Annotated in this window: 16 protein-coding genes; 10 read left to right on the top strand and 6 right to left on the bottom strand. The window is 62.1% G+C overall.

All coding sequences use genetic code 11. The features are described from left to right. Together sucD and ACP7EG_RS12600 are read left to right on the top strand one after the other, a co-directional pair. Window positions 1-882 carry a succinate--CoA ligase subunit alpha gene (sucD, locus tag ACP7EG_RS12605; RefSeq protein ID WP_065306949.1) on the top strand — a complete coding sequence of 294 codons (882 nt, stop codon included), beginning with the start codon at window positions 1-3 and terminating at the stop codon, window positions 880-882. 213 nt (window positions 883-1,095) lie between these two features. Then, window positions 1,096-1,560 (top strand): pilin, encoded by a 465-nt coding sequence (locus ACP7EG_RS12600; protein WP_426087861.1) that lies wholly within the window; start codon window positions 1,096-1,098, stop codon window positions 1,558-1,560. A 21-nt stretch (window positions 1,561-1,581) separates the two neighbouring features. On the opposite strand, the gene ACP7EG_RS12595 is transcribed toward ACP7EG_RS12600, so the two are convergent. Further along, on the bottom strand, window positions 1,582-2,304 hold the full coding sequence (locus ACP7EG_RS12595; protein WP_071075331.1) for a flagellar brake protein: 723 nt from the start codon (window positions 2,302-2,304) through the stop codon (window positions 1,582-1,584). Window positions 2,305-2,467: 163 nt separating this feature from the next. Here ACP7EG_RS12595 and ACP7EG_RS12590 point away from each other — a divergent pair, with 163 nt between their 5' ends. Continuing rightward, the gene (locus tag ACP7EG_RS12590; RefSeq protein WP_426087860.1) at window positions 2,468-2,848 is read left to right on the top strand and encodes a DUF6713 family protein; all 381 of its coding nucleotides are present in this window, start codon (window positions 2,468-2,470) and stop codon (window positions 2,846-2,848) included. Here ACP7EG_RS12590 and moaC read toward each other — a convergent pair whose 3' ends face one another. Further along, window positions 2,849-3,355, bottom strand: a complete 507-nt coding sequence (gene moaC / locus ACP7EG_RS12585; protein WP_035822511.1) for a cyclic pyranopterin monophosphate synthase MoaC — start codon at window positions 3,353-3,355, stop codon at window positions 2,849-2,851. 152 nt (window positions 3,356-3,507) lie between these two features. On the opposite strand from moaC, the gene ACP7EG_RS12580 reads away from it, so the two are divergent. Beyond that, window positions 3,508-5,097 carry a M48 family metalloprotease gene (locus tag ACP7EG_RS12580; RefSeq protein WP_426087859.1) on the top strand — a complete coding sequence of 530 codons (1,590 nt, stop codon included), beginning with the start codon at window positions 3,508-3,510 and terminating at the stop codon, window positions 5,095-5,097. Here the strand turns inward: ACP7EG_RS12580 and ACP7EG_RS12575 are convergent. Genes ACP7EG_RS12575 through ACP7EG_RS12560 form a run of 4 tightly spaced genes read right to left on the bottom strand, consistent with a single transcriptional unit; the run spans window position 5,094 to window position 7,386 of the window. Continuing rightward, entirely contained in the window at window positions 5,094-5,690 is a 597-nt protein-coding gene (locus ACP7EG_RS12575) for a DUF2946 family protein (RefSeq protein WP_426087858.1), read from the bottom strand. The genes ACP7EG_RS12580 and ACP7EG_RS12575 overlap by 4 nt on opposite strands. Continuing rightward, complete coding sequence (locus ACP7EG_RS12570; protein ID WP_426087857.1) at window positions 5,683-6,708, bottom strand: YheT family hydrolase; 1,026 nt, start codon at window positions 6,706-6,708, stop codon at window positions 5,683-5,685. Before ACP7EG_RS12570 ends, ACP7EG_RS12575 begins: the two co-directional genes overlap by 8 nt. Further along, window positions 6,708-7,133 (bottom strand): YybH family protein, encoded by a 426-nt coding sequence (locus ACP7EG_RS12565; RefSeq protein ID WP_426087856.1) that lies wholly within the window; start codon window positions 7,131-7,133, stop codon window positions 6,708-6,710. The genes ACP7EG_RS12570 and ACP7EG_RS12565 overlap by 1 nt, the downstream gene beginning before the upstream one ends. A gap of 58 nt (window positions 7,134-7,191) precedes the next feature. Next, entirely contained in the window at window positions 7,192-7,386 is a 195-nt protein-coding gene (locus ACP7EG_RS12560; protein ID WP_070220739.1) for a zinc-finger domain-containing protein, read from the bottom strand. Window positions 7,387-7,645: 259 nt separating this feature from the next. Between ACP7EG_RS12560 and ACP7EG_RS12555 the strand changes: the two genes are divergently transcribed. The 6 genes from ACP7EG_RS12555 to ACP7EG_RS12530 all read left to right on the top strand — a co-directional run bounded on the left by ACP7EG_RS12555 (window position 7,646) and on the right by ACP7EG_RS12530 (window position 13,840). Then, window positions 7,646-8,392, top strand: coding sequence for an AzlC family ABC transporter permease (locus tag ACP7EG_RS12555; RefSeq protein ID WP_426087855.1), 747 nt, complete (start codon window positions 7,646-7,648; stop codon window positions 8,390-8,392). Further along, window positions 8,385-8,735, top strand: coding sequence for an AzlD domain-containing protein (locus ACP7EG_RS12550; RefSeq protein WP_141170850.1), 351 nt, complete (start codon window positions 8,385-8,387; stop codon window positions 8,733-8,735). The genes ACP7EG_RS12555 and ACP7EG_RS12550 overlap by 8 nt, the downstream gene beginning before the upstream one ends. A gap of 77 nt (window positions 8,736-8,812) precedes the next feature. Beyond that, window positions 8,813-10,024, top strand: a complete 1,212-nt coding sequence (locus ACP7EG_RS12545) for a phosphoglycerate kinase (RefSeq protein WP_096237992.1) — start codon at window positions 8,813-8,815, stop codon at window positions 10,022-10,024. Window positions 10,025-10,137: 113 nt separating this feature from the next. Continuing rightward, a complete protein-coding gene (gene pyk / locus ACP7EG_RS12540; protein WP_289946342.1) occupies window positions 10,138-11,586 on the top strand; it encodes a pyruvate kinase in 1,449 nt (482 codons plus the stop codon). Window positions 11,587-11,773: 187 nt separating this feature from the next. Next, window positions 11,774-12,838 (top strand): class II fructose-bisphosphate aldolase, encoded by a 1,065-nt coding sequence (gene fba, locus ACP7EG_RS12535; RefSeq protein ID WP_071075342.1) that lies wholly within the window; start codon window positions 11,774-11,776, stop codon window positions 12,836-12,838. 108 nt (window positions 12,839-12,946) lie between these two features. Continuing rightward, window positions 12,947-13,840: a phosphoribosylaminoimidazolesuccinocarboxamide synthase gene (locus ACP7EG_RS12530; protein WP_426087854.1), complete on the top strand. Its 894-nt coding sequence runs from the start codon at window positions 12,947-12,949 to the stop codon at window positions 13,838-13,840.

Here is a 13,840-nt window from a genome sequence, read left to right as displayed (position 1 = left end):
ATGTCCATTCTGATCAATAAAGATACCAAAGTCGTAACCCAAGGGATCACCGGCAAGACCGGCCAGTTCCACACCCGCGGTTGCCGCGACTACGCGAACGGCAAAGCTGCCTTCGTGGCAGGCGTGAACCCGAAGAAAGCCGGCGAAGACTTCGAAGGCATTCCTATTTTCGCTAGCGTCACCGAAGCGAAAAAAGAAACCGGCGCCAACGTTTCCGTGATCTACGTGCCGCCAGCAGGCGCGGCAGCGGCGATCTGGGAAGCTGTCGAAGCTGAAATGGATCTGGCCATTTGCATCACCGAAGGCATTCCTGTACGTGACATGATGGCCTTGAAAGACCGTATGGCCAAGTCGGGCAGCAAAACCTTGCTGCTGGGCCCTAACTGCCCAGGCTTGATCACGCCAGACGAAATCAAGATCGGCATCATGCCAGGTCACATCCATAAAAAGGGCCGCATCGGCGTGGTTTCGCGTTCGGGCACCCTGACCTATGAAGCAGTGGGTCAGCTGACCGCACTGGGCCTGGGCCAATCGTCGGCAGTCGGTATCGGCGGCGACCCGATCAACGGTCTGAAGCACATCGACATCATGAAGATGTTCAATGATGATCCAGATACCGACGCGGTCATCATGATCGGCGAAATCGGCGGTCCGGACGAAGCCAACGCGGCGTATTGGATCAAAGACAACATGAAAAAACCGGTCGTCGGCTTCATCGCTGGCGTCACCGCTCCTCCAGGCAAGCGCATGGGCCACGCCGGCGCGCTGATCTCGGGCGGTGCCGATACGGCACAAGCCAAGCTGGAAATCATGGAAGCTTGCGGCATCACCGTGACCAAAAACCCGTCGGAAATGGCGCGTCTGCTGAAAGCCATGCTGTAATTTCAGCCTGGTTCACGCAGTACCAAAAAGGAGCTTCGGCTCCTTTTTTTTGTCCGTAAGACAGGCCGTTGCCCGGCCTGGGCCGACGCAGTTGGTCCGAACCTGCCCAAATGTGTCGCTTTTCTTTCCACGTGTACCGCCGCTGCCCGGGCGCGCTGCTGGCATGGCGCTTGCACCGTCCCAGCCGTGAGCAATGCACCATGGGAGGAGACGATGCGCGCGCAGAGCGGATTTACCCTGATAGAACTGATGATCGTGGTGGCCATCGCTGGCATCCTGGCGGCCGTGGCCATTCCCCAGTACGGCGACTATACGATGCGGGCCAAGGTCAGCAACGTGCTGGCGGCCGCCGCGCCGCTGAAGACAGCCGTGGCCCTGTGCGTGCAGGAAAACGGCGGACTGGCAGATGTCTGCAGTACACCTACCCCGGCCGCGCCCAGCGCCATCCCCGTGTTCAGTGCCACGCGCGAAGTGGCCAGCGCCAAGGTCGACAAGGGCAATATCGAGCTGACCCTGGCGGGCGACATGGGCAGTGGCATGAGTGGCCAGACGGTGAACATGGAGCTGCAGCTCGGCACCAGCAGCCTGAGCTGGTTTAACAGCACCAGCGTGACGAATGCGGCGGCCAGGGAAGCCATTACCAAGAACAATATTCCCAAGGTGGTGGCGACGCAGTGAGCGGCGCATGCCGCGCCCGTGTCAGACGATTTTTTGCCGGTCTGCGATCAGCGCTTCATAGGTGAGGTTTTGCAGCAGGGTGTAGTGGGTCGGTTCGAGGTCGATGAATTGCACGCCATACGTATAGATTTCGGCGACCTCGGCTGCATTGCCATTCGACGGCTTGCCCACGCTGACGTTCTGGATGCGCGCGCGCGTATTGACGCGCATCTGATGCTTGTTCGGCTGCACCAGCAGGGTAAAGCTGAGCGCGACGCCCTCGTCGTCCGGCGTAAGCATGCTGGGCGCCTCGATCAGCGCCCCCGAGACGCTGAGGTTGACGATGAACACGGGCACGGCCGCCACGTCGCGGTAGCTCAGCTGCGCCGGAATGTCCACTTTCACGCGCATGGCCGTGCGCAGGCTGGTGCCCTGGATGGCGTCGGGAAAGCTCAGGTGCACGTAATTGAGGGGGCGGCCAAAGATGCGCAGCACGCTGCAGGCAAACGAACACACGGTGACGCCGGAAAACACGCGGATGGTCAGCTTGTCGCCCTCGTTGAGCACGATGGACGCACCGTTTTCCATGGGAATCTTGACGATCAGGTACTCGTCTTTTACATAGCCGATCAGGGTCGAGAAATGCTGGATCGGTTTGATGGTGCGATGCGTGATGAACTGGATGCGTCCGCCCACCTGCAGATTCATCGCCTCGAATTCGAAGTCCTGGAGCTTGTTTTCCGCGGCGGGCTTGTTGCTTGTCATGCGATGCTCATCTCGATATGGACGACTCGCAGTATGCATGATTTCTTGATGAAAAAGCACCTATATCAATGAAATTCATATTCGCATAGAAAAATGCCCTGTGCGCGTGCCGGTGCGCGGCTCTGGCTTTACAATTGCGTCAATATTGACGAATGTAAATCTTATGCCACGCAGCTATTTCTGGACGATGTTGTTGTTGATCCTGCATCAGGTCGATGCGGCGTACTGGCGCGAATGGGAAATGTTTCATGTGCCGGGCGGCATCCAGGGTTTCCTGGTGTTTAACCTGGCAGCGATTGCCCTGGTGCTGGTCGGTTACCGGCACGTGCTGCTGGCAACCCCGCAGGCGACCCTGTATGCGGGTGTGTGCGCCGCGCTGGGCGTAGGAACGTGTCTTATCCACGCCGGCTTTGCGCTGGCAGGGCTGGAACAATTCCACTTGCCCCTGTCCGTGGCCATCATCGTGCTGTGCCTGGCCAGTGCCGTCTGGCTGCTGTGCGACGTGCGCCGCGTCCTGGGCCAGCCGGCGCGCCAGGCAGCATAGTTACAGCTCGGCGTGCCAATCGCCCGACTTGCCGCCATGCTTTTCCAGCACGCGCACGTTGGTCATGACCATGCCCCGGTCGACGGCCTTGCACATATCGTAGATGGTCAATAAACCGATCTGCACGGAAGTGAGCGCTTCCATTTCCACGCCCGTCTTGCCCGTGGTATCGACCTGGGCGCGGCAGTGCACGCTGTTGGCTGCTTCATCTACTTCGAAGTCGACGGTGACACGCGTGAGGGCCAGCGGGTGGCACAGCGGAATCAGGTCGCTGGTGCGCTTGGCGCCCATGATGGCGGCGATGCGGGCGATGCCCAGCACGTCGCCCTTTTTCGCATTGCCGGAAATGATCAATGCCAGCGTGGCGGGCTGCATGCGGATGGTGCCGGCGGCCACGGCGCTGCGGCGCGTGTCTTCCTTGCTGCCCACATCGACCATATGGGCCTGGCCCGTGGCGTCGAAATGGGTCAGTTCTCCGGCGGGGGCTTGCTTGTCTGCTGTTGTCATGGCGTCAAAATAGGTGAGGAGTGGGGCGCGGCACGCGTGGGAATAGGCGCCGCTAACAAGGTATGATAGCACCCGTGAATTCAAAAACTCCCCTTCCGATCATCCTTGAAAACGCCGGTCCGGCATGGCTGCGCCGCTCCCGGCGCGCATCCATGCTGGCTGCATTCTGGCTGGCGGCGCCGTTTGCGCTGGCGCAAACCTATACGTCTGCGCCGGTGGCGGCGGCCCCCAGCACGGCGGCCAAGCCGGCCGGCAGCTGGACGCCGCTGGCCGTGCCGCCGGCGCCGAACCTGCCGAATCTGGGCGATACCTCGCGCGAAGACCTGTCGCCGGCGATGGAGCGCAAGATCGGCGAGGAAATCATGCGCGGCATCCGCGGCGACCGCGATTACCTCGATGACGCCCCGCTGCTGGAATACCTGAACACTTTCGGCAACGCCCTCGTGGCGGCGCGCCCCAGCGTGCGCGGCGAAACGAATTACGACTATTTCTTCTTTGCCGTGCGCGATCCCCAGTTGAACGCGTTTGCCTTGCCCGGCGGCTTCATCGGCGTCCATTCGGCGCTCGTGCTGGCGGCGCAAACGGAGGCGGAACTGGCGTCGGTGCTGTCGCACGAGATCGGCCACGTGGCGCAGCGCCATATCGCGCGCATGCTGGGCCAGCAGCGCCAGGATGCCCTGATGCCGCTGGCGGCCATGCTGCTGGCGGCGCTCGCGTCGCGCGCGGGCGGCGACGTGGCGCTGGGCGTGTTTGCCGCCGGCCAGGGCCTGGCCATCCAGCGCCAGCTCAATTTTGGCCGCGATGCCGAACGCGAGGCCGACCGCATCGGCTTCCAGATCATGGGCGAAGCCGGTTTCGACACCACCGGCATGGTGGCCTTCTTCGGCCGCATGCAGGCGGCCAGCCGCTCGTACAGCGACCTGATGCCCGCCTATCTGCAGACCCACCCGCTGACGACGGAACGCATCGCCGACATCCAGGCGCGCATCCGCGAGCAGCCCTACAAGCAGCGTCCGGACAGCCTGAGTTTCCACCTGGCCCGCGCGCGTGCCCGCGTGCTGCAGGATGAAAGCGTGCAAGGCCTGTTGAATGCCAAGGCCGTCTTCAAGACGCAGCTGGAACAGCAAAGCCGCTTCCAGGTGGTGGCAGCCCATTACGGCTTGTCCTTTGTCGCCGTCAAGCAGGGCAAGCCGGCGGAGGCGCAGAAGGAGCTCGATGCCGCCAATGCCGCCCTGCACAAGCCGGCCGGGCCGAATGTGTTTACCTCGGGCGGCACGCAGGATCCCAATTCGCTGCTGGCGGCGATGGGGCTGGAAGTGCTGCTGATGCCGGCGCAGAAGAAGGAAGTGGCGCAGCAAGCGTTGAAGGCGGCCGATGCGGCGCGCCAGCAGTTTCCCCTCTCGCGCGGCATTGCGCATCAGTATGCGGAAGCGCTGATGGCTGCCGGCAAGCTGGAGCAGGCTACCTTGTATCTGCGCGACCAGGTGCAGCTCTACAAGGAAGAGCCGGAACTGTATGATTTATTGGCGAAAGCCTATGCGGACCAGGGCAAGATGACCTTGCAGCACATGGCGTTGGCCGAATCCTACGTGCTGCAGGGCGCCACCATGGCCGCGCTGGACCAGCTGACCATCGCCCGCAAGTCGACGGACGCGACCTTTTATGACCAGGCCGTGATCGATGCGCGCGAGCGCGAATTGCAGGAAAAGCGCCGCGAACAGATCAAGGACCAGAAGGGCTAGTCTTGATCGGCTTGCGGCACCGGCTGGAAGCCGAAAGTGAGCGGTACGCTGGCATAGGCCAGCGGCTGCACGGCAATCTCCTTGCCGTCATGCAATAACATCAAGTTGCCTTGCCCATTTTCCAGCCAGGCCAGCAGGGCCTCGTCGCTGGCCGCCAGGCCGTCGAGCCGCAGCGATGGCAGCACTTGCGCCATGTCGCGGTCGTCGACCTGCGCCACGATATCGCCCTGGCGCAAGATGAGCGCGCCGTTGTCGCATAGATACGCTGCCTCGATGGCCGCCAGCGGCGCGCCCGTCTGCAAGACAAAACCGTGCTGCGGATCGCTGCGGGCGATATACGGCGTCGCTTCCAGGTTCAGGTAGACGCGCTGCGGGCCATTCTGAAAAAACCAGCAGCCCCGGTCGTCATGGTCGTAATTGCGGTTGATAAATCCCAGCAGCGCTGTATGGGCGATCTTGTCGCCGGGCAGTTGTTGCTGTTGCGCCTGCTGGTCGCGCATGCGCCAGTGGCCGCGCGCATCCAGGCCCAGCCAGCCGTAGCAGTGCGGCACGTTCGGCCATTTGGCCAGCGCCTGTTTGACGAGTTCATCCATGTGTAGCGTTTTCCGTGTGCGTTTGCGAGCTAGCAGCGTGACAGCTTTGTGGTGCCGATGGCGCCGTGTTGCCGCCTTCAAAAAAATGGATCAGGCGCTGTGGCAGCCAGCGTGTGCTTCCTGGTAACTTGCCAGCGGCAAAGCCGACATGGCCGCCGTGGCGCGGATACTCGAGTGTGACCTGCGGCGCGGCGCTGCGCGGCAGGAAGCGCCCGGGCAGGAAAGGATCGTTCTGGGCATTGAGCACCAGGGTCGGTACGGTGATGTCCTGCAAGACATGCTTGGCGCTGGCGCGGTGCCAGTAATCGTCGGCGTCGCGGTAGCCGTGCAGGGGCGCCGTGACGACATTGTCGAAGGCGTGCAAGTCGCGCGCGGCCAGCATGGCGTCGCGCGGGAACAGGCCGGGAAACTGTTCCAGCTTGGCCAGGCATTTCGGTTTCAAGGTGTTCAAAAACATGCGCGTGTAGAGCCGGTTGGCTCCCGAAGACAGGGCCTTGCCCCCTTGCGCCAGGTCCAGCGGGGCCGACACGGCCGCCGCCGCATCGATGAAATCGGCCTGGTGCTGCGACTGGCCCAGCCAGCACAGCAGGGCGTTGCCGCCCAGCGACACGCCGGCCGCGTAAAACTTGCCCGTGGCACGCGGGCGCAGGCGCTGCACGATCCAGTCGACTTCTTGCGCATCGCCCGAATGGTAGAAACGCGGCGCCAGGTTGGCTTCGCCCGAGCAGCCGCGAAAGTGCGGCACGGCGCCCGACCAGCCGCGCGCCGCTACTTCGCTCATCAGGGCGCGCGCGTAATGGCTGTTCGACGAGCCTTCCAGGCCGTGGAACAGCACCACGAAGGGCTGGCCCGGCTGGCCGTCGACCAGGTCGACGTCGACGAAGTCGCCATCGGGAGCTTGCCAGCGTTCGCGGCGGAAGGCCACGGCCGGCTTGGCGAGGCACACGGCCGGATAAATTGTCTGCGCGTGGCCGCCAGGCAGCCAGAGCGGGGCGGTATAGGAAAGAAGCAACGACATCAGTGCAGGATCTGCGTTCCCGTGGCGTCGGCCGGCGCGCCGCCGGGGGCGACAGAGGCGTGGTGCAGCACGATGCGCCAGCCGCGCGGCGTCTTGACGTACACATTTGTCGCCAGCAGATGCGCCGGAGCGCCTTCTTCGGCGGTGATGCCTTCGATGACCGTGTGCACCGAGCTCATCAAATTGTGCGTTTCATGCAGCTGCGCCGGCACGATGTGCAGGCCGCCGGCCGTCAAAATGGTTTCCCACGAGGCGCGGATGGCGGCATGGCCGATCAGGCGTGCGCCGCCCGGGTGGATGCAGACGATTTCTTCATCGTCGGCCCACAGCGCCATCAGCGCTTCGAGATCGGCGCGGTGCAAGGCATCGTAGAAAGCCGCTTCGACTTCGGCGGCGCTGCCATTGAGTTCTTTCAGACGTTTCATGACGACTCCGGGCTGGTGCAAATAAAAACGGCGCGCTGGGGGCGCGCCGCTGGGCAGTTTAATGATGGCCGGCGCTGGCGCCTTCCTTCAGGGTATACGCCGTGCCGCAGTAGGGGCACTTGGCGATACCGTCTTTGTTGAATTCCAGAAACACGCGCGGATGCGACGACCACAGCGGCATGGCCGGGTTAGGGCAGTGGGCTGGCAAGTCTTTACCGTCGAGTTCGACCGCTGGCTGGGTGGTTTTTGTCATCTTGTCATGCTCCGTGAGGCTGTATGGAAGGAAGTCGGCTGCTGCCAAAAGTACGATTTTAACGGATTCAGGCAGACAGCAAAAATCATGGCTAAAATGGCGGCTCGATCATCTGCGGCTGCGGCGCGGGTTTTTTGCGGAAATATGGCAGCTGCAGCGCCACACTGACTGGATTCGCCTTGCCGGTATCACCGTTGCGTAGCGCTACTGCGCGCACCATTGTTGTGCAGTTACCACACTCCGCTTGCCGGGGGCGCGTATGAACACCCGCGTGAGCGCCGTCCCGGCCGCCAGCGACGACGCCCTGCTGAAAGATGCCTGGCGCGCCGGCCTGAACCTGGGCGCGCCGACCCTGCTGGGCATCGCCGCCTGGGGCATGGTGGTGGGCGTGGCCATGGTGAAAAGCGGCCTGACCGTGGCGCAGGCGGGGGCGATGACCCTGTTTGTCTTTGCCGGTTCGGCCCAGTTGGCCTCGCTGCCGCTGCTGGCCGCGCAGGCGCCCGTGTGGGTGATCTTCGCCACGGCGCTCGTCGTCAATTTGCGTTTTGTCATCTTTTCCGTGCTGCTGGCTCCGCATTTTTCCCATCTGCCGTGGCGCCAGCGCTTTGCGCTCGGCTATGTGGCGGGCGACATCACGGTGGGCCTGTTCCTGCAGCGCTACCCCCATGAAACGCCGGACCCGGCCAAGCTGCCCTTCCTCAAAGGGCTGATTTACCCCAACTGGCTGGCCTGGCAAATCGGTTCCTTCATCGGCATCGTGCTGGGCGCCATCGTGCCGGCCGAATGGGGGCTGGGGTTTGCCGGCACCCTGGCGATCCTGTGCGTGACGGTGCCGCTGATCCTCAGCCGCGCCGCCCTGTGCGGCGTGCTGGTGGCGGGCACGGTGGCCGTGCTGGCGTTTGGCTTGCCATACAAGCTGGGTTTGCTGGTGGCCGTGGTGGTGGGCATGGTCAGCGCCATGGCCGTGGAAGAATTGACCGAGAAATGGAACAAACGCCATGTTTGACGGCATCGATTGGGGCAGGGCCGACGTGTGGATCGCCATCGCCGTGCTGGTGGTGGCCACGGCCGCCACGCGCAGCACCTTCTGGCTGGTCGGCCATCACATCAGTATTCCGCGCAGGATCAACGAGATGCTGCGCTTTGCTCCGGCCTGCGCGCTGGCGGCCATCATCGCGCCCGACATGCTGATGGAGGGGCAGCAAGTGTACTTCGAATTGTCTAACTTGAAACTCTTGTCGGGTATTGCCGCCACGCTCTTTTTCGTGATCCGCCGCAATATGCTGCAAACCATCGTGTTTGGCATGCTGGTTTTCACGGGCTTGCGACTGTTGCATGTTTTTCAGTAAAGCAGGACAAATCGGGGATTTGCTCTGGTCATTGCGGTAAAATAGCGCACTTCCTTCCACTCGTCATCTGGATCGCCATGTCAGCTGTTCTCAACTTCATCCGTCTGCAAGATTTGATCGCCCAAAATGCACTGCAAGGCAAGCGCGTGTTTATCCGCGCCGACCTGAATGTCCCGCAAGATGATAGTGGCAAGATCACTGAAGATACGCGCATCCGCGCCTCGGTGCCGGCCATCCGCGCCGCCCTCGACGCTGGCGCCGCCGTCATGGTGACGTCGCACCTGGGCCGTCCGACGGAAGGCGAGTTCAAGCCTGCCGACAGCCTGGCGCCCGTGGCCGCCCGCTTGTCCGAGTTGCTGGGCCAGGAAGTGGCATTGAAACAAAACTGGATCGATGGCGCCGGCCTGGAAAACCTGGCCGCCGGCCAGGTCGTCTTGCTGGAAAACGTGCGCGTCAACAAGGGCGAAAAGAAAAACAGCGATGAACTGGCGCAAAAAATGGCCAAGCTGTGCGATATTTACGTCAATGACGCGTTCGGTACGGCCCACCGCGCCGAGGCATCCACGCACGGCATCGCCAAGTTCGCGCCCGTCGCCTGTGCCGGCCCGCTGCTGGCCGCCGAACTCGATGCGCTGGGGAAAGCTTTGCACGCGCCAGCCCGTCCATTGCTGGCCATCGTCGCCGGTTCGAAAGTATCGAGCAAGCTGACCATTTTGAAAGCCCTGTCCGACAAGGTCGATAACCTGATCGTCGGCGGCGGCATCGCCAACACCTTCATGAAGGCCGTTGGCTTGAACGTCGGCAAGTCGCTGGTGGAAGCGGAACTCGTCGAAGAAGCCAAGGCCATCATCGAGATCATGGCCAAGCGCGGCGCGCAAGTGCCGATTCCCGTCGATGTCGTGTGCGCCAAGGAGTTTTCGCCCACGGCCGCCGCCACCGTCAAGGACGTGGCCGACGTGGCGGACGACGACATGATCCTCGATATCGGCCCGAAAACGGCGGCCCTGCTGGCGCAGCAGATCGCCGCTGCCGGTACCATCGTGTGGAACGGCCCGGTCGGCGTGTTCGAGTTCGACCAATTCGGCCACGGCACCAAGACCCTGGCGCTGGCCATTGCCGAATCGAAAGCATTTTCCATCGCCGGTGGTGGCGACACCCTGGCGGCGATTGCCAAATACGACATTACGGATAAAATCAGCTATATCTCGACGGGCGGCGGCGCTTTCCTGGAATTCCTGGAAGGCAAGACCCTCCCGGCAGTGGAAATCCTGATGCAACGCGCCGGCTAAGACGGAGCGTTCAGCAGTTCAATACCAAGCGCAGCCTGACCGCTGCGCTTTTACCTTGCCGGCTGCTGTCTCAAACCGGCCTTGCTCACCTTCGCTCGCGCACAAGGATTCTTATGCCACGTGGTACAAAAATCGTAGCAACAATCGGCCCCGCCTCCACTGACTTCGATATCCTGGTCAAAATGATACGTGCGGGCGTCGACGTGGTGCGCTTGAATTTTTCCCACGGCAAGGCGCAAGACCATATCGACCGCGCCGCGCTGGTACGCCTGGCGGCAGCTGAATGCGGCCGCGAAGTGGCCATCATGGCCGACATGCAAGGCCCGAAGATTCGCGTCGGCAAGTTTGAAAACACCCGCATTCAGCTGGAAGCGGGCGAGCGCTTCATCCTCGACGCCAAGTGGGGAGAAAACGGCGAACTGGGCAACCAGGAGCGGGTCGGCCTCGACTACAAGGCCCTGCCGCGCGACTTGCACAAGGGCGACGTGCTGCTGCTGAACGACGGCCTCATCGTGCTGATCGTCGAGCGCATCCACGGCAGCGAAATCCACACCACCGTCAAGATCGGCGGCGAGTTGTCGAACAACAAGGGCATCAACCGCCAGGGTGGCGGCCTGTCCGCGCCGGCCCTGACGGCCAAGGATATGGAAGATATCAAGACGGCCATGAGTTTCCAGGCCGACTATCTGGCTATTTCCTTCCCGAAATGCGCGACCGACATGGAAATGGCGCGCCAACTGGCCAATATCGCCGGAGAGCCCTACCACCACAAGCCGATGATGATCGCCAAGATCGAGCGCGCGGAAGCCATTCCTGCCTTGCAAGAAATCCTCGACGCCTCCGACGGCATCATGGTGGCGCGCGGCGACTTGGCCGTGGAAGTGGGCAATGCGGCCGTGCCGGCCTTGCAGAAGCGCATGATCAAGATGGCGCGCGCGTCGAACAAGCTGGCCATTACTGCCACGCAGATGATGGAATCGATGATCGTCAACGCCGTGCCGACCCGCGCGGAAGTGTCCGATGTGGCCAATGCCGTGCTCGATGGCACGGATGCCGTCATGACGTCGGCCGAAACGGCCTCGGGCAAGTACCCGATCGAGACGGTGGAAATGATGGCCGCCATCTGCGTCGAAGCGGAACAGTCCGAATACAACAAGCTCGATGCCGATTTCCTCAACGTCACATTTACCCGCATCGACCAGTCGATCGCGTATGGCGCGTTGTTTACCGCCCATCATTTGCGCGTGAAAGCCATCGTGGCGCTGACGGAATCCGGTTCCACCGCCTTGTGGATGAGCCGCCACAGCATCGACACGCCGATCTACGCGCTCACGCCCAGTGTGACCACTTTGCGCAAAGCCGCGCTGTACCGCAATGTTCGGGCGTATCATCTGATGCAGAACGCCCCCAGCGCGCAAGTGCTGAAGCAGGCGGAAGAGCTGTTGGTGGCGCAGGGCATCGTCAAGAAGGGTGACATGATCGTCGTTACCTGGGGCGAGCCGATGGGCCAGGTGGGCGGTACTAACGCCCTGAAAATTGTCAAAGTAGGCGAATTCGACTAAGAACGCCCACAAACAGTCCAGGGCGTTGTTGCATTGCCTCGTCGTACTAGTCGTACTGCCTTCGGCAACGCGCCTAGCCCTGAACAGTTTGGTGGACGTTCTAGTTTAGTTGGAATAATTCAGGCGCTGGCGCGGCGATGAGCCGCGAAGCGCCGCAACGGTTTCTATTGTTCTCTGGAGTATTACCATGTCTCTCGTATCCATGCGTCAACTGCTGGACCATGCCGCCGAAAACGGTTATGGCATTCCTGCTTTCAACGTCAATAACCTGGAGCAAGTGCAAGCCATCATGGCTGCCGCCGATGCGCTCAACAGCCCGGTGATCATGCAAGCGTCCGCTGGCGCGCGCAAGTACGCCGGTGAAGCCTTCCTGCGTCACCTGATCGACGCCGCCGTCGAAGCGTATCCGCACATTCCCGTCGTCATGCACCAGGATCACGGCCAGTCGCCGGCCGTCTGCATGGCCGCCATCCGCTCGGGTTTTACTTCCGTGATGATGGACGGTTCGCTGGAAGCGGACGGCAAGTCGGTCGCTTCCTACGAATACAACGTGGAAGTGTCGCGTGAAGTGGTGAAATTCTCGCACGCCATCGGCGTGACGGTGGAAGCGGAACTGGGCGTGCTCGGTTCGCTGGAAACCATGAAGGGCGACAAGGAAGACGGCCACGGCGCCGATGGCACCATGACGCGCGAGCAACTGCTGACGGACGTGGCGCAAGCTGCCGACTTCGTGCAGCGCACCCAGTGCGACGCCCTGGCGATTGCCATCGGCACCTCGCACGGCGCGTATAAATTCACGCGCAAGCCGACGGGCGACATCCTGGCCATCGACCGCATCAAGGAAATCCACGCGCGCATCCCGAACACCCATCTGGTGATGCACGGTTCCTCGTCGGTACCGCAGGAATTGCTGGCCATCATCCGCGAATTCGGCGGTGACATGAAGGAAACCTACGGCGTGCCAGTCGAGGAAATCCAGGAAGGCATCCGTCACGGCGTGCGCAAGATCAACATCGACACCGACATCCGCCTGGCGATGACGGCCGCGATCCGCAAGTACCTGTTTGAAAACCCGTCGAAATTCGACCCGCGCGACTACCTGAAGCCAGCGCGTCTTGCTGCAGAGCAAATCGTGCGCGCGCGCATGCAGGCATTCGGCTGCGAAGGCCAGGCGTCGAAAATCAAGGTCATCACGATGGAAAAAATGGCCGAGCGCTACAAGGCCGGCGAGCTGTCGCAAATTGTGAAGTAAAATTCTGTCTGGAACGGGCCGGAAGCTGCATCTCCGTGCCCGATTTTCTCGACCGGCGGGCGCCTTCCCTGCCTGCCGGTTTCGTTTCATCCAACTATTCCCCCCGCTATGAACAGCCTCTATCAGACTTCCATCCACTCCCTGCCATTGCTGGGCCACGGCAAGGTCCGCGACAATTACGCCGTCGGCGACGACAAGATCCTGATCGTCACCACGGACCGCCTGTCGGCCTTCGATGTCGTCATGAACGAGCCTATCCCCGGCAAGGGCAAGGTCCTCAACCAGATGAGCGACTTCTGGTTCGAGAAACTGGGCCACATCGTGCCGAATCACCTGACCGGCGTGGCGCCGGAATCCGTGGTGGCGCCCGAGGAAGTGGAGCAAGTCAAGGGCCGCGCCGTGGTGGCCAAGCGCTTGAAGCCCATCATGGTCGAGGCGGTCGTGCGCGGCTACATCATCGGTTCGGGCTGGAAAGACTATCAAGAGACAGGCAGCATCTGCGGCATCCAGTTGCCAGCCGGTCTGCAACAGGCGGAAAAGCTGCCGGAACCGATCTTCACCCCGGCGGCCAAGGCCGAGCTGGGCGAGCATGATGAAAACATCAGCTTTGCTGAAATGGAAGAGCGCATCGGCGCGGAACTGGCCGCCAAGATGCGCGACGTGGCCATTGCCCTGTACAAGACGGCCGCCGAATACGCGGCCACGCGCGGCATCATCATCGCCGACACCAAGTTCGAATTCGGCCTCGATGACAACGGCGTCATGCATTTGATGGATGAAGTGCTGACGGCCGACTCGTCGCGCTTCTGGCCCGCCGATTCCTACCAGCCGGGCATCTCGCCGCCGTCGTTCGACAAGCAATTCGTGCGCGACTACCTGGAAACGTTGACCTGGGGCAAGACTGCACCGGCGCCTGCGCTGCCAGCCGACGTCATCGAAAAAACCCAGGCCAAGTACTTTGAAGCCATCGAACGCCTGACGGGCGAGAAGCTGAAGGCCTGA

Origin of the sequence: Janthinobacterium sp. PSPC1-1 (assembly GCF_049897625.1) — a bacterium.
Classification (GTDB): Bacteria; Pseudomonadota; Gammaproteobacteria; order Burkholderiales; family Burkholderiaceae_D; genus Janthinobacterium; species Janthinobacterium tructae.
This window is presented reverse-complemented; position numbering and strand designations above follow the sequence as displayed.

Bases quoted from the DNA above. Each gene is read 5' to 3' on its own strand.
- sucD (WP_065306949.1), top strand. From the start codon at position 1: ATGTCCATTCTGATCAATAAAGATACCAAAGTCGTAACCCAAGGGATC.
- ACP7EG_RS12575 (WP_426087858.1), bottom strand. From the start codon at position 5,690: ATGGATGAACTCGTCAAACAGGCGCTGGCCAAATGGCCGAACGTGCCG.
- ACP7EG_RS12545 (WP_096237992.1), top strand. From the start codon at position 8,813: ATGTCAGCTGTTCTCAACTTCATCCGTCTGCAAGATTTGATCGCCCAA.
- ACP7EG_RS12595 (WP_071075331.1), bottom strand. From the start codon at position 2,304: ATGACAAGCAACAAGCCCGCCGCGGAAAACAAGCTCCAGGACTTCGAA.
- ACP7EG_RS12550 (WP_141170850.1), top strand. From the start codon at position 8,385: ATGTTTGACGGCATCGATTGGGGCAGGGCCGACGTGTGGATCGCCATC.
- ACP7EG_RS12560 (WP_070220739.1), bottom strand. From the start codon at position 7,386: ATGACAAAAACCACCCAGCCAGCGGTCGAACTCGACGGTAAAGACTTG.
- ACP7EG_RS12530 (WP_426087854.1), top strand. From the start codon at position 12,947: ATGAACAGCCTCTATCAGACTTCCATCCACTCCCTGCCATTGCTGGGC.
- ACP7EG_RS12570 (WP_426087857.1), bottom strand. From the start codon at position 6,708: ATGTCGTTGCTTCTTTCCTATACCGCCCCGCTCTGGCTGCCTGGCGGC.
- ACP7EG_RS12555 (WP_426087855.1), top strand. From the start codon at position 7,646: ATGAACACCCGCGTGAGCGCCGTCCCGGCCGCCAGCGACGACGCCCTG.
- ACP7EG_RS12565 (WP_426087856.1), bottom strand. From the start codon at position 7,133: ATGAAACGTCTGAAAGAACTCAATGGCAGCGCCGCCGAAGTCGAAGCG.
- ACP7EG_RS12600 (WP_426087861.1), top strand. From the start codon at position 1,096: ATGCGCGCGCAGAGCGGATTTACCCTGATAGAACTGATGATCGTGGTG.
- ACP7EG_RS12580 (WP_426087859.1), top strand. From the start codon at position 3,508: ATGCTGGCTGCATTCTGGCTGGCGGCGCCGTTTGCGCTGGCGCAAACC.
- ACP7EG_RS12590 (WP_426087860.1), top strand. From the start codon at position 2,468: ATGCCACGCAGCTATTTCTGGACGATGTTGTTGTTGATCCTGCATCAG.
- pyk (WP_289946342.1), top strand. From the start codon at position 10,138: ATGCCACGTGGTACAAAAATCGTAGCAACAATCGGCCCCGCCTCCACT.
- moaC (WP_035822511.1), bottom strand. From the start codon at position 3,355: ATGACAACAGCAGACAAGCAAGCCCCCGCCGGAGAACTGACCCATTTC.
- fba (WP_071075342.1), top strand. From the start codon at position 11,774: ATGTCTCTCGTATCCATGCGTCAACTGCTGGACCATGCCGCCGAAAAC.